General features: G+C 35.1%; 13 protein-coding genes and 1 pseudogene. 4 read left to right on the top strand and 10 right to left on the bottom strand.

The genetic code is table 11. The features are described 5' to 3' along the window. Positions 1 to 70: 70 nt before the first annotated feature. The 3 genes from OOK82_RS01350 to OOK82_RS01340 all read right to left on the bottom strand — a co-directional run bounded on the left by OOK82_RS01350 (position 71) and on the right by OOK82_RS01340 (position 6574). Positions 71 to 3265 carry a glycoside hydrolase/phage tail family protein gene (locus tag OOK82_RS01350; RefSeq protein ID WP_264686421.1) on the bottom strand — a complete coding sequence of 1065 codons (3195 nt, stop codon included), beginning with the start codon at positions 3263 to 3265 and terminating at the stop codon, positions 71 to 73. Positions 3266 to 3776: 511 nt separating this feature from the next. After that, the gene (locus OOK82_RS01345; RefSeq protein WP_264704311.1) at positions 3777 to 5111 is read right to left on the bottom strand and encodes an AAA family ATPase; all 1335 of its coding nucleotides are present in this window, start codon (positions 5109 to 5111) and stop codon (positions 3777 to 3779) included. Between the two features lie 305 nt (positions 5112 to 5416). Beyond that, positions 5417 to 6574 (bottom strand): ankyrin repeat domain-containing protein, encoded by a 1158-nt coding sequence (locus OOK82_RS01340; RefSeq protein WP_264704310.1) that lies wholly within the window; start codon positions 6572 to 6574, stop codon positions 5417 to 5419. A gap of 482 nt (positions 6575 to 7056) precedes the next feature. Between OOK82_RS01340 and OOK82_RS01335 the strand changes: the two are divergent. Continuing rightward, positions 7057 to 7338, top strand: a pseudogene (locus OOK82_RS01335) (transposase); the annotation flags it as partial. Between the two features lie 115 nt (positions 7339 to 7453). Here OOK82_RS01335 and OOK82_RS01330 read toward each other — a convergent pair. Both OOK82_RS01330 and uvrA read right to left on the bottom strand, forming a co-directional pair. Next, positions 7454 to 8158, bottom strand: coding sequence for a ComF family protein (locus OOK82_RS01330; protein ID WP_264704309.1), 705 nt, complete (start codon positions 8156 to 8158; stop codon positions 7454 to 7456). Between the two features lie 51 nt (positions 8159 to 8209). Next, positions 8210 to 11023 (bottom strand): excinuclease ABC subunit UvrA, encoded by a 2814-nt coding sequence (uvrA, locus tag OOK82_RS01325; RefSeq protein WP_010405033.1) that lies wholly within the window; start codon positions 11021 to 11023, stop codon positions 8210 to 8212. A gap of 325 nt (positions 11024 to 11348) precedes the next feature. On the opposite strand from uvrA, the gene OOK82_RS01320 reads away from it, so the two are divergent. Then, positions 11349 to 12248 (top strand): ankyrin repeat domain-containing protein, encoded by a 900-nt coding sequence (locus tag OOK82_RS01320; RefSeq protein ID WP_264704308.1) that lies wholly within the window; start codon positions 11349 to 11351, stop codon positions 12246 to 12248. Positions 12249 to 12740: 492 nt separating this feature from the next. Further along, a complete protein-coding gene (locus OOK82_RS01315) occupies positions 12741 to 13739 on the top strand; it encodes a pyruvate dehydrogenase complex E1 component subunit beta (protein WP_264375491.1) in 999 nt (332 codons plus the stop codon). A 2-nt stretch (positions 13740 to 13741) separates the two neighbouring features. Here OOK82_RS01315 and OOK82_RS01310 read toward each other — a convergent pair whose 3' ends face one another. After that, on the bottom strand, positions 13742 to 14098 hold the full coding sequence (locus OOK82_RS01310) for a TrbC/VirB2 family protein (RefSeq protein WP_264704307.1): 357 nt from the start codon (positions 14096 to 14098) through the stop codon (positions 13742 to 13744). Between the two features lie 199 nt (positions 14099 to 14297). On the opposite strand from OOK82_RS01310, the gene lepB reads away from it, so the two are divergent. Next, positions 14298 to 15083 carry a signal peptidase I gene (gene lepB, locus OOK82_RS01305; protein WP_264686426.1) on the top strand — a complete coding sequence of 262 codons (786 nt, stop codon included), beginning with the start codon at positions 14298 to 14300 and terminating at the stop codon, positions 15081 to 15083. 3 nt (positions 15084 to 15086) lie between these two features. Here lepB and OOK82_RS01300 read toward each other — a convergent pair whose 3' ends face one another. The 4 genes from OOK82_RS01300 to iscU are packed head-to-tail and all read right to left on the bottom strand — an operon-like array spanning position 15087 to position 18192. Next, entirely contained in the window at positions 15087 to 16988 is a 1902-nt protein-coding gene (locus tag OOK82_RS01300) for an Hsp70 family protein (protein ID WP_264686427.1), read from the bottom strand. Next, positions 16966 to 17424, bottom strand: coding sequence for an iron-sulfur cluster co-chaperone HscB C-terminal domain-containing protein (locus OOK82_RS01295; RefSeq protein ID WP_006012616.1), 459 nt, complete (start codon positions 17422 to 17424; stop codon positions 16966 to 16968). Before OOK82_RS01295 ends, OOK82_RS01300 begins: the two co-directional genes overlap by 23 nt. Then, positions 17417 to 17803, bottom strand: a complete 387-nt coding sequence (locus OOK82_RS01290) for a HesB/IscA family protein (RefSeq protein WP_006012614.1) — start codon at positions 17801 to 17803, stop codon at positions 17417 to 17419. Before OOK82_RS01290 ends, OOK82_RS01295 begins: the two co-directional genes overlap by 8 nt. A gap of 5 nt (positions 17804 to 17808) precedes the next feature. Beyond that, positions 17809 to 18192: a Fe-S cluster assembly scaffold IscU gene (iscU, locus tag OOK82_RS01285; RefSeq protein WP_007302620.1), complete on the bottom strand. Its 384-nt coding sequence runs from the start codon at positions 18190 to 18192 to the stop codon at positions 17809 to 17811. Positions 18193 to 18213: the final 21 nt, after the last annotated feature.

Here is an 18213-nt window from a genome sequence, read left to right as displayed (position 1 = left end):
TGCTATGTTTATAATATAGTAGATTTTTTAATAAAATGCAAGTAGACATTAAGATTTCACTTACGCTCTCTCAGTTTACAATTTTTGTTTCCGTATTATCTAATGAATCACCGTAAGTGACTGCCTTAAGATAAAACTTTCTCCCTTTTTGCACTTCAAAAGAAATTATTGAATCATCAAGTAGAATAAATTTTTCACCTGAGGTGTGTTCATATTTCTTAGTACCCTCTTGTTCTCTAATTAGGTCACTAAGCTTATATTTGTTTTTACCTATAAGCTCAGCATTTTGGAATTTTATTATCTCTTTGCCAACGAGTGCTGATGCAGTTGCATCCAGCTTGCCAAAGCGTAATACTACTACAATTTCCTCATTGCTAGATTCCATAACATATCCGTAAGTAGATTGTGTGTTTGCACTTGCGATAGGCTTATAATCTTTATCATCATACGAAATAAAGAGCGTTGCTCCTTTCCAATTCTCTTCTTCACCAATTAAAGTAAAGCTTGCGATATTACCTTTAATATGCGGTAAATCTATCATTTCCACGATAGATTTACTGACGCGAGAAGGAGGGTATTCTTTAAGCATAAGTGATCTTGTTGAAGGAAAGGAGAGCTTGTATATAGAGGGATCATAACCAACTCCCATTACTTGAATGGACATGCTTTCAAACTTTGTTTTTATAATTCTCATCGTATGTCTTTTCTCGCCATCTGAAATTGCTATGACATCACTTGGTAAAAGCCATGCATATTTTATCGGGAGCTTAAAGTTGTATACATTTCTCTCTTGCCACGAAGAATAAAGTAAAACTTCAGCTATATTTTGCGCCTCCCCTTCCTCCATAATGAGAGGTATTTCAACTGTTGCAGCATTGCCCTGCTTTGGCAGTTCAGCATATTTCACATCAATTGGATAGCCAAAATTGCGGTTAAAATAGACAACATTGACTTTACTATTTAAATCTAGCTGACTAATATTAACAAGTTTTGCAACGTTATTGGTAACCATCTCGCCAATTGGTATTTCAGTTTTCACTCCCCTGCCCTTTTGAATAAATTTCAGTTTTGAGTTCTGTTCAACCACATCAAAAAAATAGCACCTTCGCAGCATTTTAATAATTGAGCGTACGGGTTGCTGATCATTTATTACATACCCAGATAGTAATCCTTTAACATCACTTGTATCAAACTGATCGCCTTTGAGACCTACCTTTTGCAACAGATCAGACAAAACATCGGAAACATTAAGTTGTGAAATTTTTCCCTGAATCCAGTGCCCGGTCTGCCAGTTATGGCAGTCAGCCCACATGTCACATAAATTGGGGAAATAAGGAAATGGCCTTGCATCCCACGCCCAGAGGAACATTTTCTCCACCATTTCTGAGCTTTGCCACTTTTTTAATGTTCCTTCGATTGCAGTTTTCTGCGAAAGAAAGCTCACCTCTCCGTTTGAGTATCGTGGATATTTACTCTCTATACTACCTTTATCAACAAACACATTGGGCTCATTAGTGCAGCCGTTCATACTGGGAAATCCATATTCGGTAAACCATATTTTCTTCATTTTTGGTTGCCATTTTGTTTTACTACCACCTGGATTTACATGAACTTCACTCCACCATTTCTCGATATTTTTCCACGCATATTCGCTGTCATTATACTTTATTTTCTCAGGATCACTTTTTGAGTAATCGTAAAAATAATCATACCCTACCCCACTGCTCCAACCACCCGTTACATCTTTCGCGGAATAGCCAAAAGGAGGTTCTGGGCCATCGGTGAGTGGAAAGTAAGCATCTATGCCAATAACATCGATGAACTGTGAAGACCATAGTTCATCCATATTATACCAACCATCATATGAATGATACTCACTCCAATCGGCAGCGTAAGTTACGTTTACTTCTTTTCCAAGCTGAAGCTTTACTTGCTTTGCAACTTTAACTAGCTCTGCTACTGCAGGATAGTTACCCTCTACATCTTTTACTCTGGTAAGCTGAGCAAACTCAGAACCAATAATAAACCCTTCCACTTTAGTTTGTTTGGCAATGCTCGTGTAATGCTCTATGAATTTGCTATACTGATTCTCAAAAAAATCACTTATATCCTGAGGAGTACCGCTCAATTTTCCTCGCCACTCTTTGTTTTTTGTGTCAAGCAAGAGCATTAGATAGAGCATCACCTTATAACCTCTGCTATGCAGCTCTTCTATATATCTTATTAGTGCTGCATCGCTAACTGTACCACCATATCTTGGATTTCCATGATTATCTTTTGAAATGAGCTGGGCATTATCCCTGGTTATATTTCCCACTTGCCAATCATCAGGCACTATAGCAGAATCGTCTTGAAATTCAACTGCAGGATATATTTTACAATCTTTGATATTCAAACTGCTTGCAAACCAATTAACCACTACCGATGCCCATTCAACATTTGGTAAACTTTCCTTCAATTGGTCCAAAGAAAGCATAGCATCGCTCTTTTTTGTGTGATTATTGTGATTTACTCTTTGTACCGGTCCATAGGGAATATATTGACTACTGCTTATTTTTTCTCGTGCAATTTTCTTCTGTATTTTCGTATCATACACAAACTCCCCTGAACCTGGTATGATATTGATATTTTTAATGTTTTCTGCTACTGAGAATCCACTGAGCTTCAGTGCAGTTTGCACTTCAAATGTAAACACCGGAACACGATTACTATAGTCTGCCAAAGGGAAATTTTTGATGACTATGTAAGATATTCCTCTATAAGCTGGTACATTCTTCTCACCTTCGATTGATAACATAAACGGATCAGGGTTTTGGTCTTCTCTGCCGTGGTAAAAAGTATAATCTATTTCATCAAAACTAAGCGATTTTATATCCGCCCAGATTCTATTTAATTTTTCTACTTTCCCCTTGCAAATTGCAATTGCGAGTGTTGCATAGTAGTTATATGTAATATTTATACCTCTTCCTGTTTTATTTTGAGTGGTTATCGCCTCCTCTTTTATTGGCTGTGACCAAATAATGTTTCCAGCAATGCGAGCAGTGCCATAGATAATTGGAATTGCTTTGCCATAAGTTGAGGTTTGAACTTGCAGATTTTTCAGCCTCGCCCCATGCGTTATCTTTTGCTCGGCATCAAGACCAAATATTACATTATCAAGCTGTGCACCAAGCAGAGCACCGAGTTCTGATCCAGCAATCTGGCCAATTGGCCCAAAAATACTGCCCGCTTTACTTAAAATTGATGATAAAATTATTGTAGACATAATATTCTCCTTTTTAATAGATTGTTTTGAATTTTTGAAAGAAGATCCCAGACTGGGATAAAATTGGGACCTACTATATAGTAGTGTCATGCGACTGGTATCCAGGAAAAAAAGGATGTAATCCGAGTAGCCCTTTTCCTGTCATCCGAGTAGCTGACACTGGGATCCATTGTTCTTTATTTCTGAATTCCAGCGTCACGCGCTGGAATGACATTAAATGATTTTTCTTTGAATTTGAGTTATGCAAGCAAGCCCCTTTGTTGTCATGCAAGTAGCCCCTTCGATCTCACCCGAGTAGCCCTCTTCCTGTCATCCCAGTACTGGGATCCAGCCTTTCTTACCAACAAAAAACTTGGCATAACTTGCGTGCTCAAAAAATTCCTAGATTCCAGTACTGGAATGACACCCTTTTAGAAGTTCAATGACCCTTCTGGATAAAAACTATTGTCAAGCACTGGAATGACATGATTCGACTTGCATGGCGTCATCCCAGACTGTGTAGTAATTCTCTTTATTCCTCGATTTGCCACTTACTTCCTCGAGAAGATACATCACTCAATGAAGAGCTTACTGATGAACTTCTAGATAAGCTTCCAGATGATAGCCTTGTATCCTTGTTTTTAGTTTTTCCGTTACTATGTTTCTCATTCTTCTTATCTTCAATGTTATGTTCCTTCTTAAATCTTTCACATAAAGTGAAAATAGGAGTGCTTTTGCCTTTACTTTTCTCCTCTCGTATATACTTGGCTAAACCAATCAGATTTGCTGGTGAAAAACCATTAGTACTCTTTACAATAGTTTCAATATTTAGAGGGCTTAATTCTTTGAGATATTCTTTTAGTATTCCCCTACGTGTACTTTCTTTATCCAGCCCAGGAACCTCAATACACTCCAAACGACCACCCCTAGTAAACGCAGTATCTAAATGATCCTTATGATTAGTTGCAGCAATCACCGTTATATTTTTTGAGGATAAAAACTCTTTATCCAATTTAGTGAGTAAATAAGTTAAAGGCCCTGCATCCTCATTAACAGTTCGCTTTTTACCAACTCCGTCAATCTCATCTATAAAAATCATACAAGGACTGTTTGTCTCTGCTTTCTCAAAAACTTGATCTATATTCCTTTGACTAGACAAGCAAGACGCAGAAACAGACATAAACGCAAACAGAGATTTAGTTTGATTTGCAATTGCCTTACTAATACTAGTCTTACCAGTTCCTGGTGGACCGTACAAGAGATATCCTCCGCTTTTTGACTCACAAATTCCTCTCAACTTTTCTTTTATGTCATTTGGTAATATAATATCACTAAATGTTGTATTCCACCCTCTTTCTTCATCTTTTGCGTAAAATTCCATATTCAGCTTTGCTTCTACTTCATTTTTTGTTGCAGGACTATTAATTAACCTTGCAGAAAGATCACTAACCTCTTTTTTTAACCCATTCACTTCATCTTTCGTTACAAAATTCTCTGAAATTCTATGAACTTTTTCTTCTAGATCACTAAACCCGTATTTATTTTCTTTATCCTTTCCATCTTCTAATTCTTCTTTAATTGGAGTTAGCTTATTTTCTTCTTTCCTTAACCCTTTATTCGGCTCTTCGACTTCAGCTTTCGAGTTTTCTTGAGATTTTTTATTTTGTTTAATCATTTTATATGAAAACACAATTACTACTGCAGAAAGCGCAAATAAAATAAAAATAACAGGGGGAGCTATATTTAAAGCTGCAACTGAAGATAAAAATGCAACGTAAGGAGCTACAGCAAAAACTCCAGATGTAATTAATGTAAGGGAAGCAATAGCACCAGCTATAAAAAAAGTTATATTAGCTCTATTAGACATATTTTAGCTTATAAACAGTTAATTTATAAATAATACATTTAAAGAGTACAAGCTTTTCATAGTAAAGCAAGACTAACTTAAGGCATCCTTAATCAATCTATGATCGAGGTATTATGCAGTATTAAGATATAAGATGGTATGTTGTATTTTTAATTCAGTGTTCTTTTTCTTTCATTCCAGGGTACTGGAATGATAGATGCTATGATAAGAAATTCAATAACTTAAAGTAGGTAATTAAAGCCTCTAATTAAGATCTAAATCTATAGTTATTATAAGCAACACTAAAGAAGTGCGGAAGTAAAAATTTACGAAAGAGCATTATGTATACATATGCTTTGTAGATCTACACTTTGCCACCCTTCTGTTAAGCTTTGCCTCCCTTCCATTACGTTTTGTCGCTCTTTTATTTCTTTTATTTCGTTATCGAATTTTGACATTAGATATTTAGCATAACCAGATGTTAATGCTGTTGATGCAGATACAGCTATTGCTGCCGTAACAGATGTTAATGTAATTTCCATTGTCTCGGTTATAAAAAGCGTCGATGTTACAAAATTCCCTAACATGGCAACTAAGCCACCAACAACTACACTACCTTGAACTACTTTATTTTTTAAAAACCCTTTTATACTCTCTACCATATCTTCTTGGTGATTTATAATGGCATAATACAAAGGAGTTTTCTGCAAACTATCTTTTTCATAAACATCTGCACCTCTGTCTAGTAGAGCATCTACTATCTCTAAATAGCCATTTTTAGCAGCATAATGCAAAGGAGTACTACCATTTCTATCTTTTACATGAACACTTGCGCCTTCAGCTAACAGAGCATCTACTACCTCTATATGGTTACTTAAAGTAGAATAATGCAAAGGAGTACTACCACTTCTGTCTTTTACATTCACATCAGCACCTGTTTTTAGTAGAACATTTACTACATCTATGAATTTATATATAGTAGCATAATGCAAAGGAGTACTACCACTTCTGTCTTTTACATTAACATCAGCACCTTTTTTTAGTAGAACATTTACTACATCTATGAATTTATATATAGTAGCATAATGCAAAGGAGTACTACCACTTCTGTCTTTTACATTAACATCAGCACCTTTTTTTAGTAGAGCATTTACTACACCTACACATCGACTATAAACGGCATGATGCAAAGCAGTCTCTCTATTTTCACCTTCTACATGAACATCCGCATGCCTATCTAATAAAACATTCACTAAATCCTTACAGCCAGCTGCTGCAGCTGCAATTAATAATGTAAATTCGGCATCAGGATCACTTTGGATGAATGTATGATTTATACTAAAATTTTTATTTTCCCACTCTTGATACGCTATTGTATCTTCCCTTCGCAATACCTCTTTTATTTTATTAATTACATTATCTTTATTTACACTTGCATCTTTATCAATTGCACTTAATATCTTTTTCAGATTTTCAAAATCCATCTTTACCTCCTATAACTTTACGTTGCAGTTACTACACAATTACAAACAAAAGTAAACACATTTTTGGAAATTATTTAGAAAAAGAATCCATTAAAAAAGTCAGTGATTTGTAATAAATAACTGATCCATTTAATTGAAAGAAATATGTGATGTAACTATAGTCATTATAAACAACAATAGAAAAAACACGGAAGTAAAAAATTTATATTGATCTTATCATATTTATTATTAGCATAATTATAAACATGGGAAAGCAAATACAAGTCAACTTATCTAAAAAAATAGTGAGAGGGTCTTATCTGGCGCAAAATGGATGGCCAACCTTAGTGAAAATTATTTTGCATCATTGAATAATAACAGCATTAAACCAGCCAGCTCTATAAGAAAACTAATAGAGGCTTTTTTACTTGTTCCAATTATTACATCCAGTGCTATTACACTAGCATGTACCTATTTTTTTCTGAATGCAGTGAGTATTCAAAAATATGATTGCAGCTTTGAATAAGGGAAAAATTATGGCGCCTATGATTTTTGAAGGCTATTGCGATACAGACGTTTTTAATAGCTAGTTCAAGCTTTTTGCTGGGTGATTTTGGATAATGCAACTTTTCATAGAAAATAAGTGACTTTGTTAAAAGTGTCGGTGCTGAAGTTATATATCTGCCTCCATATTCTCCTGATTTTAATCAAACCATTGGTTTGTTATAAAAAATTTAGCCAGAAAGAATATTCAGCTATTCGAACTATTAGAAAAAGAGCTATAATTATAGACTCCGTATACACTATAACTAGACTTTTTTTTAAGAGGAATGATACAGAAGTTAGTACTAAGACACTAAACAGTTTTCAAAAATGAAAATTATACCTTAAAGCTGATTTTCATACAGTTCTTGCAAGCGATAGCACTCTCACTTCTCTTGCACCAGAGTTTAAAATTTCCTGAGAGCAAGACCTTGCGGTTGCGCCAGTTGTTACTACATCATCAACCAATATCACGATTTTGTTTTTGATAATTTCGCTGTTACTTACTTTAAAAGTATTTTTCAAATTTTTTTCACGCTGTTTAAGTGAAAGACCAGCTTGAGGTTTGGTGTGACAAATACGTTTTATTGCAAATGGTGTATAAGATAAATTAGATAACTTACTTAATTCCTTCGCGAGCAATGATGCTTGATTATATTTACGTTTAAATAAGCGTATTTTATGTAGCGGTATGGGAACTATGACCTCTGCATTTTGAAACATGTCTTTGTTAGCTTTGTACATCCACTTTGCATAGACTTTCACATAATTTAAATTATCAAAAAATTTAAAATTTATAATCATATTTTTGCTATGTTCATCATAAGCAAAAACTGATCTTAATACTTTAAATGGTGAAGGGTTACTGATGCATTTACCACATGTATCAATGTTATCTGGAATTACTACACCACAAACATTACAGTAATGCTTAGTTAAAAAATTGATTTTTTTATTGCATTCACTACATAAATCATAACTTTTATCAATTATACGTTCACAACTTACGCATACGTTTGGAAATATGAGATCTGTAGCTTTTTTTAATAAGAGAAGATTCATGAATTAAATATGTTAGGTATACCTTTTAAAATGCTCCTCATAACCTAATTATTAAGAAATAGTCGATACTTGATCCAATAAATATGTTTTAAGATACTTGCCTGTAACGCTTTTTGGAGTCTGTGCAACTTTTTCTGGAGTTCCTACAGCAACCACTTCGCCACCTTTTACTCCACCCTCTGGACCAATATCTATTATGTAATCAGCAGTTTTTATAACATGTAAATTGTGCTCAATAACTATAACAGTATTTCCTAAATCAACTAGCCTATGGAGTATTTTCAGTAAATTATTTACATCTTCAAAATGTAACCCAGTTGTTGGCTCATCGAGAATATACAATGTTTTCCCGGTAAATCGCTTTGATAGTTCCTTAGACAGCTTTATTCGTTGTGCTTCACCCCCGGACAACGTTGTTGACGACTGTCCAAGCGTTATATAGCCAAGCCCTACTTCCTGTAAAGAAATCAACTTTTCCTTTATCATTGGAAGATTTTCAAAAAAGTCACATGCTTGATCTATTGTCATATCAAGCACATCAGAAATTGATTTTCCCTTGTAAGTAACTTCCAATGTTTCTCGGTTATACCTCTGTCCTCTACATTGCTCACATTTCACATAAACGTCCGGTAGGAAATGCATCTCGATCTTTAAATGCCCATCACCTTTACAAGCTTCACATCTTCCTCCCTTGGTATTAAATGAAAATCGGCCTATATTGTAACCTCGTGCCTTCGACTCTGGGAGACCTGCAAACCAATTTCTGATGTGAGTAAACATACCAACATATGTTGCTGGATTTGATGCTGGGGTCCTACCAATTGGCGATTGATCAACTTCTATAATTTTATCTATATACTCAAGGCCTTCTATTTTGTCGCATTGACCATGCCTTGCAGATGAATGATTTATCTTGTGTGCTGAGTATTTATATAATGTTTCTATCACTAAACTTGATTTCCCTCCTCCTGATATTCCAGTAACACAAATAAAATTCCCTATAGGAAATTCAACATTTATATTTTTTAAGTTGTTCTCACAAGCATTAACTACCTTTATGAACTGAGTTGTTTGCTTTCTTCTTTTTGAAATTGAAATTTCCTTCTTTCCACTTAAATACTGTCCTGTTATGCTTTCTGAATTTTTTTGTACCTGATCTGGTGTTCCTTCTGCAACGATTTTTCCTCCATTCACGCCAGCTCCAGGACCAATATCAATCACATAATCAGCAGCCATTATTGTGTCTTCATCATGTTCAACAACAATCACAGTATTACCCATGTCTCTCAGATTTTTAAGTGTGGTAATTAATCGATCATTATCACATTGATGAAGGCCAATTGAGGGCTCATCAAGCACGTATAGCACTCCTGTTAAACCAGAGCCAATTTGCGAAGCAAGCCTGATCCTCTGGCTTTCACCACCAGAGAGAGTGCTAGATTCACGGTCAAGTGTAAGGTAATTTAGCCCTACATTCTTTAAAAATGTCAGCCTTTTGATTATTTCGTTTAATATTTTATTTGAAATTTGCCTTTGTTGTTCTGTAAGTTTGTCTGATAAATTTCCAAACCACTTAAGGGATTCATCGATGCTGAGCCTTGATATTTCACCTATATGTTTTTCGTCAATTTTCACTGTAAGTGCTTCTTTTCTCAATCTATAGCCAGCACATTCTTTGCAGTCAGTAACAGAACAATACCTATCAATAAGTGATGCATCGTAATCCATCTGGCGTTCTAGGATACTGACCAAACCTTGAAATTTCATTTCTCTAGAGCCAAAAAGTATTAAATCCTTCACTTTTTGGTCTATATTCTTCCACGGAACATCAAGGCTAAATTTGCAATTTTCAGCCAGTGATAGAATTGCATTTTTTAGCAATCCATAGTTTGTATGCACTTGACGGAACATTGATCCAATTGGCTTTAAAGCACCTTCAGATATCGAGAGCGTTTCGTCTGGCACTATTAGCTTTGCATCAACACTTAGTTTTTTACCGAGCCCACTGCATGAACTGCATGCACCGTAGGGGCTGTTAAAAGAAAACAATCTTGGCTCTATTTCTTCAAGAGTAAAGCCAGACTCAGGACATGCAAAATTCTCTGAGAAAGTTAAAGTTTGACCATTTTTATACTCGGAATTGTGGTTATCAGGTAAGTTCACTATTTCTGCATACATTAAGCCATGGCCCAGCCTCAATGCTGATTCTATACTGCCTGGTAGTCGATTTCCTATATCATCTGACATGGAGATTCTATCTGCAATAACAAAAATATCATGTTTCTTGTTTTTGTCGAGTTTAGGCAAGTCATCTATATTGTATGTTTCACCATCTATTTTTAGTCTCACGTAACCCTGCTTTTTAATTTCCAATATCTCTTTGAAGTGCTCTCCTTTTCTGCCACGCACAATAGGAGCAAGTATATATATTTTAGTTTCTAAAGGTAATGCTATAATAGTATCTACAATTTGAGATACAGCCTGTTTCGTTATTGGCAACCCAGTTACAGGCGAATAAGGTATTCCCACTCGTGCATATATCAAACGTACATAATCGTAAATTTCAGTAACGGTTCCAACAGTTGATCTTGGATTTTTTGAGATCGACTTTTGATTAATTGATATTGCAGGAGAGAGGCCTGTGATTGACTCAACATCTGGTTTATCTTGAATATTAAGAAATTGACGTGCATAAGCCGATAGACTTTCGACGTATCGGCGTTGGCCTTCTGCATAAATCGTATCGAATGCAAGGCTAGACTTACCAGAACCACTTAGTCCAGTTATAACAACTAACTTATTTTTTGGTATATTGACATCAATACCCTGCAAATTATGCTCTCTTGCACCTTTAACTCTGATCATACTTCATGTACCTTTGACCATTACAGCCTCAAAATACATAAACTCACAACAACTTGCTACTAATTTTTTTAACTGTTATGGAAAACAAAGTAGCATAACTAGTGCAAAACATTTTGCCACACAACTATATGAACATCTGTTTTCGCCAAGTTAGTTCGTACAACAAATGGTGTCATAAAAGTATGTTTTCTACAATCTCATCAAAAACATGCTTATCAATTTTTGGAAACAGGAAATTTTATTTTATATAAAATATAGAATTTTGATAAATTTAACTTTTTTGTGAGATTATGCAGTGATAAAAATAAATTGAGAGGGAAAGGTTGTGGCAATAGAGAAGGAGAAGTTTTTTGAAATAATAAATGAGGTAAGTAAAAGTGGAGGTTTGGATGAAGATAATTTACTTGAAAGAATAAAGAATGAGTTAAAAGGAAAAGATGCAGGAGAGTACAACAAGTTTAGTAAAAATTTTAGTAAAGAACATCAATTTAGTATAAAAATTTTAGAAGAAGCTGCAGAAGATTGGACGTTGTTACATCTTGCTACAGCATGCAACAATATGTTAATAGTGGAACTTTTACTAAAAAAGAAAGCAAGTGTTAGCGCTCGAGTAAAAGATGGCTCTAAAAATGATGGGCTAACTGCTTTGCATATTGCTGCTTCTTGTGGACATAAAGACATGGTAAAACGGTTACTAAATGACAATCGAGTCAATCCTTCATTAAAAAGCAAAAATAAGACTCCAAGAGAGATAGTTGGTAATACAGAGAATAAAGAAGCTATAGAGGAAATGTTAAAGAAAGCAGAACAAAATTTTTATACAAAGCATGAGAAAAAAACTGATGTATCAGCAGATGTTATAAATTCTGTGAAACAATACAATACCATACGTAGTGGTGCACAGGCTCCTGTTACGTGCGAAAGTAGTGACAGTATAGTAAGTGAGCAATACTTACATGCTGGTGTTAAGAATATGGTAGAAAAATTTGAGTCACCACAAAGAGGAAGTGTTACATATAGTGGTAAACAGACTCCTATTGGTGAAAGCGTTAGTAGTGACGACAACGGTTTAGCACTTGAAACTACGTTTGATACTTCTTCCTACTCCGAAATAAATTACGACGGGGCAGCTAATGAAGTTGATAACCAAACTTTAGAAAGCCTGCAAACTCAAGTTCAGTTGAAAGATAGCCAAATTCGGAAGTTAGAAAAGCCAGGTAAATAATTAAAACATGTTGAGAAAGAACTAGAAAAATCAAAGAGTGACGTAGCTGGACATGAGACTCGGTTAGAAATAGTTGATAAGCTCAGTAAAGAGAATCAATCACTAAAGCAAAAAATAAAAGATCTGGAAAACGAGAATACAACACTTAATAGTGAATTAAGCAAAACCAAAGCAAATAAAGTATTACTAGAAAAAACAGAAAAAAGACAACTGTCTTTCTTAAAAATTGCTTCTGTAAACTTTGCAATCATGTTGACAGTAGGTGTTGCCTTTAGTATAGCCTTCCAATTACCAATTCTATTGATGATTGCAACTTCTGTGATGTCTTCATTGATAGTCGGTGGAGTTACATACGCACTATCACCGCAACCTACTGAATTAAAAGAAGTAAGTATTCAATGCTCAATGCAACATGATGCTTGTAAAACTTAACTTGTGCGCTTCCTGGTAATTTTGATATAGTTATTTCAGTTGAAATCTACAGGTTTACAAATGGCAATCTTAAGTGTAAGAGAAGCTTTATGCACAGCGATCAGAGAAGAAATGCAAAATGACCCTGATATATTTATCATGGGTGAAGAAGTTGCAGAGTATGATGGTGCTTATAAAGTAACGAAAGGATTACTGAAAGAGTTTGGAGAAAATAGGGTAGTTGATACACCCATTACTGAACATGGATTTGCTGGTCTTGCTGTTGGAGCAGCATTTGCTGGACTGAGGCCAATAGTCGAGTTTATGACTTTTAATTTTTCTATGCAGGCTATCGACCAAATTGTGAATTCCGCAGCAAAAACAAATTATATGTCGGGTGGACAACTTGGATGCCCTATAGTATTTCGTGGACCAAATGGTGCTGCAGCAAGAGTTGCAGCACAACATTCTCAGTGCTTTGCATCTTGGTATTCGCATGTTCCAGGGTTGAAAGTAATAGCACCTTACTTTGCCTCCGATTGCAGAGGTCTGCTTAAAGCTGCAATTCGTGACCCTAATCCGGTAATATTTCTAGAAAACGAGATCGCTTATGGACATGAGCATGAAGTTCCTGACTCTGAGCTATCAAACAAAGATTATCTACTTGAGATAGGCAAAGCTGCTGTTATACGGGAAGGAAAGGATGTAACTATCACTGCTTTTTCATTGAAACTAATGGATGCGTTAAATGCAGCAGATTTACTCTCTAGTGAAGGAATAGAAGCTGAAGTTATCGACCTCAGAACCTTAAGACCACTTGACACTGAAACAGTTATTAACTCTATTAAGAAGACCAATAGATTAGTAAGCATAGAAGAGGGTTGGCCATTTGCAGGAATAGGAGCAGAACTCTCAGCCATGGTTATGGAACAAGGATTTGACTACCTTGACGCTCCGGTTGTACGGGTAACCGGCAAGGATGTCCCCTTACCTTATGCTGCAAACCTAGAAAAGAAAGCATTACCACAAGTGGAAGATATAGTTGAAGCTGTGCACCAAGTCTGCTTTAGAAAGAAATAGTCCTATTGACTCTTTTTTTTATCTCCCGTTCCACATTCTTCCATAAAAGAGTCATTTGTAGAGTTTATACCACCCATTACTTTTATGACAATAGTTTTAGCGCCAAAAAACACAGCGCAAAATACACCGAGGGCGAAAAGAGCAGGCCACGGCATTCTACCAAATATTGCAAGTAAAGCTGCTCCTATTATCACTACGGTCATAAGCGGTCCACCTATTCCCCAAACGTAGCCAATAATATTACATATTACTTGAGCAGTTGTATCGTCATTAGAGTTAGCAGCACTTCCAACATGAGAAAAAGAAATAAATAATACTATAAGTAGAATACAAAAAACCTTTCTAATTGTAGGGTTCATCCCTATACCTTAAGTTTAAATATTATAATTATATCTAAAATAGTATAATTTTCAGTAAAACTAGCATTGTGATTTATACAATATTGCATAGCAAATGATGTCTATTGGTTATCAATCACTGTCAATTACTTGAGAGCTTATTTCGACTTTCGAAAAAGAGCAATAACACCCATGAGTAAAATTTCACATTACCACTTTTATGTGTTATGATAAGCTTAAATTTACAAAGAAAATAAAATTGAAAGAATTGAGAGAGAACCGGATAGCAAGAACGAGAAAGTTTTTATCTTCACTGTTTTTTTTGCTACTAATTGCGCTATCAATACGTAGTTTTTTATTTGAGCCATTTCATATTCCTTCTGGTTCAATGAAAAGCACTCTACTTGAGGGAGATTATATTTTTACTAGTAAATATTCATATGGTTATAGTAAACACTCTTTTCCATTTTCTCCAAACATCTTTAGCGGTAGAATCTTTTATACCCCTCCGGAGCGTGGTGATATAATAGTTTTCAAGCCTACAAGAAATGACAGCATTAGATTTGTTAAGCGGGTAATAGGAATACCGGGCGATAAAGTGCAAATGATAGAGGGGGAGTTATATTTAAATGATCAGAAAGTAAAGCGAAGACAAATTGAAAATTTTTTTGATTATGAGTCAAAGCGTAATATAGCAAGATACATCGAAACACTCCCGAGCGGCAAGGAGCATGAAATTCTAATAGATAATCTTTCTAATAAGTTATCATACAATACTCCAGTTTATTATGTGCCTGATGATCAATTTTTTGTTATGGGAGACAATAGAAATAATTCTTTTGATAGCAGGTTTTCTGAAATTGGGTTAATACCAACTGAAAATATAGTTGGGCGCGTAAGCATGGTTGGTTTATCGTTTAAATTAGGCAAAGTTGATTGGTTGCCGTTTGATTTTAGGTTACCTATTGCTCTGAGATTTGACAGGGTACTTCACAAAGTTTTATGAACTCTATCTGTCTGCTGATTCGCATAATTCTAAAGCAGAGTTTTCTAACTCAGAGATAGCATTATTAATGTTGTCTAAGTCATTTTCCTGTAAAGCGTCTTTTGCGTTCTGTAGTAAAATTTTTAACTTTTGCTCAGTGGAAACATTTTCAACTAGATGTATGAGCTTGTTACCGTTAATTTTAGCCTCTGCAAGGGAACGAGCCTTCATGTCTTCATCAAAGTTACTTACTGACTGATTGACCATATCTTGAATATCTTCTTCACTTAAGCCAGAGCTTGAATTTATTTCAACTGTCTGTTCGACTCCAGTAGTTTTTTCTCTTGCAGTGACAGTCAATATTCCATCAATGCTAACTGTAAATCCTATTTCAACTTTTGCAGAACCTGCAGGCAATTGTGGTATACCTTTGAGTTCAAATCGTGCTAGAGATTTATTATCTTTTATCATTTCACGTTCTCCTTGACAAACGTGAATTTTCATTGCTGTTTGCCCGTTAGCGTAAGTTGTAAACTCTTTTATTTCTGAAACTGGTAGTGGTGTATTTCTTGGTATAATTTTTTCAACTATTCCCCCCATAGTTTCTATGCCAAGTGATAAAGGCAGCACATCAAGGAGAATATTCCTATCTTTTGAGTTTGAAGTTAAATAATGAGCCTGCAAAGCTGCCCCATTGGCAACTGCTTTGTCCGGATCCACATCATTCAGCACTTTATTGCCAAAGAGTTTGATTAGTGAATTTTGCACTAATGGCACTCTAGTTGCGCCACCAACTAAAATTACCCCTTTTATATCATCGATTTTAAGATCTATGTTGCTTATAGTACGAGTAACTATATTTATAGTCTTATTAACCAAAGGACTGATTGCTTGCTCGAATTCTTCTTTGGTAATTTTGCACTTAAATAATTCACCATTGATGCTGAATTCAAAAGTGCCAGAGGTATCTTCACTTAGGTACTCTTTTATAGCACGTATATTGCAGATACCAGTTTTAGTGTATGAATGTTGTAATTTGTAGGTAGTTGTATCAGATGGTGTCATTCCAGTGCTTGACACTGGAATCCAGTTCTTATTATATAACTTTCTGGTGTGTTCACTTGCAATCAAACTTTCTGGATCCCAGTGTCGGAGCACTGGGATGACACTAGAGCATTTTTTATTTAAACCTACCTGTTCTCTATACTTTTCAAGCACGATTAAACTAAGTAGATGATCAAAATCATCACCACCAAGTTTAGTATCACCACCAACTGCAAGAACTTGAAACACTCCTTGATGTAATTTTAATATTGAAATGTCAAATGTTCCACCACCGAGGTCATAAACTGCATATATGCCACTGTTATTGTTCTTTCCAATGGAGTAAGAAAGTGCTGCAGCGGTTGGTTCATTAATGAGGCGAAGAACATCTATGCCAGCTAATTTTGCTGCATATTTGGTTGCGTTACGTGCTGAATCATCAAAATAAGCTGGTACAGTAATCACTGCTTTGTTAACTTTCATCCCTGTGAATTTTTTTACCCTCTTGCATAGAGTTTTTAGTATCTCAGCAGAGATCTCAATAGGAGTGAGATACTTTTCTTCTGAGCATTTTACCCTAATAACTTTTTCACTTTCGTTATCTATTTCACAATTGATACCTTCTTTATGCAAGTCTTTAACACTTTTACCCATTAAGCGTTTTATAGAGCAGATAGCGTTTTCGCCAACATCGTAGCCTACTTTTAGTACATCCTTTTCATATGAAATGACAGAAGGTAATAGTTCACGACCTTGCTCATCTTTAAATATTTCTACATTGCCAGCTTTATTTACCATGGCAATTAAAGAGTTAGTAGTTCCAAGATCTATACCAAAAACTACCTCATTTGAACTTGGTTCAGAAATTTGAACTGGCCGCATTTTCCTTTATCTCCTCAAATGACTTATATAAATATCTCAATCTAAAAACTTGCGTAGCAGCTTCATCAAAATTTTTTGTAGCAAAAGCATTAATTAGGTTTTTAGTACAATCTTTTACCTTTTCATCAATCATCCTACTTGCAAATTGTAAATCATCGCAGTCTAGAAAGTATTCTCTTATTTCCATTGATTCATTTAATATTTCAGGATCAAGATGCTCTTTTTTGCTTTGTACGTCAAAAAGATCCAACAAATGTTCGGCACGCTTTAGCGGTGACTTCAGTACCTGATAAGCTTTGTTGATATTTTCCATATTTTTGGACTCTCTTTCATTTATATCAGTTTTGCTTAGCTCAATATATTTTTTCTCCAGCTCATCAAAGCTGATGTTAAAAGCCGGTTCAATTCCAAATAATGTGAAATGGTTGCTAGACATGAAAACTCTCTCCACAACCACATTTTCCTTTCTCATTAGGATTTTTGAAAATAAAACCTGATGAGAATTTTTCCTCTACATAATCCATTTCAGAGCCAAGGATAAACATGATAGATTTTGGATCGATCAGCACCTTGACTTTTTGATCATCACTGCAGCTTTCTTCAATTACCGACTCCAAAGGACGAACATCATATGCATATTCAATATCATATTTTAAACCAGAGCATCCTTTTTGCTTAATTAGAACTCTTATTCCTATTGCTTCTTCAAGGTTAGCATGCTTCTTTTTGTCCAATAAAAACCTTACCCTCTCTACTGCATTTGCAGTTAGAGTGATAGGTTTTTTAACAGAATTTACTCCTTGAAATTCACTCATATTCCTCAATGTTTTTGTTTATTTTGATAATCATGAATAGCAGCTTTTATAGCATCCTCAGCAAGTACTGAACAGTGTATCTTTACTGGCGGCAAAGACAATTCTTCCACTATTTGAGTATTCTTTATCTTTGTTACATTCTCAATAGTTTTTCCTTTGATCATTTCTGTAAGCAAAGAACTTGAAGCTATAGCAGAACCACAACCAAAAGTTTTAAATTTTGCGTCTTCAATAACACCTTTATCGTTGACCTTTATTTGCAGTTTCATTACATCTCCGCATGATGGTGCACCAACTAAACCAGTACCAACATTTGGATCATTTTTATCCAGAGAACCAACATTCCTTGGATTTTCGTAATGATCTAAAATTTTCTCATTATAACTCATAGAACTACCCGTAAACCATTA

Source organism: Wolbachia endosymbiont (group B) of Apotomis betuletana, assembly GCF_947250475.1.
Lineage (GTDB): Bacteria > Pseudomonadota > Alphaproteobacteria > Rickettsiales > Anaplasmataceae > Wolbachia.
The sequence above is the reverse complement of the archived record's forward strand: the minus strand, read 5'-3'. Positions and strand labels throughout refer to the sequence as shown.

What these genes read in the sequence shown, in the direction of transcription:
- OOK82_RS01345 (WP_264704311.1), bottom strand. Translation starts at nt 5,111, where the DNA reads ATGTCTAATAGAGCTAATATAACTTTTTTTATAGCTGGTGCTATTGCT.
- OOK82_RS01300 (WP_264686427.1), bottom strand. Translation starts at nt 16,988, where the DNA reads ATGCGGCCAGTTCAAATTTCTGAACCAAGTTCAAATGAGGTAGTTTTT.
- OOK82_RS01330 (WP_264704309.1), bottom strand. Translation starts at nt 8,158, where the DNA reads ATGAATCTTCTCTTATTAAAAAAAGCTACAGATCTCATATTTCCAAAC.
- OOK82_RS01340 (WP_264704310.1), bottom strand. Translation starts at nt 6,574, where the DNA reads ATGGATTTTGAAAATCTGAAAAAGATATTAAGTGCAATTGATAAAGAT.
- OOK82_RS01295 (WP_006012616.1), bottom strand. Translation starts at nt 17,424, where the DNA reads ATGTCTAGCAACCATTTCACATTATTTGGAATTGAACCGGCTTTTAAC.
- uvrA (WP_010405033.1), bottom strand. Translation starts at nt 11,023, where the DNA reads ATGATCAGAGTTAAAGGTGCAAGAGAGCATAATTTGCAGGGTATTGAT.
- OOK82_RS01350 (WP_264686421.1), bottom strand. Translation starts at nt 3,265, where the DNA reads ATGTCTACAATAATTTTATCATCAATTTTAAGTAAAGCGGGCAGTATT.
- OOK82_RS01310 (WP_264704307.1), bottom strand. Translation starts at nt 14,098, where the DNA reads ATGAACCCTACAATTAGAAAGGTTTTTTGTATTCTACTTATAGTATTA.
- lepB (WP_264686426.1), top strand. Translation starts at nt 14,298, where the DNA reads ATGTGTTATGATAAGCTTAAATTTACAAAGAAAATAAAATTGAAAGAA.
- OOK82_RS01290 (WP_006012614.1), bottom strand. Translation starts at nt 17,803, where the DNA reads ATGAGTGAATTTCAAGGAGTAAATTCTGTTAAAAAACCTATCACTCTA.
- iscU (WP_007302620.1), bottom strand. Translation starts at nt 18,192, where the DNA reads ATGAGTTATAATGAGAAAATTTTAGATCATTACGAAAATCCAAGGAAT.
- OOK82_RS01315 (WP_264375491.1), top strand. Translation starts at nt 12,741, where the DNA reads ATGGCAATCTTAAGTGTAAGAGAAGCTTTATGCACAGCGATCAGAGAA.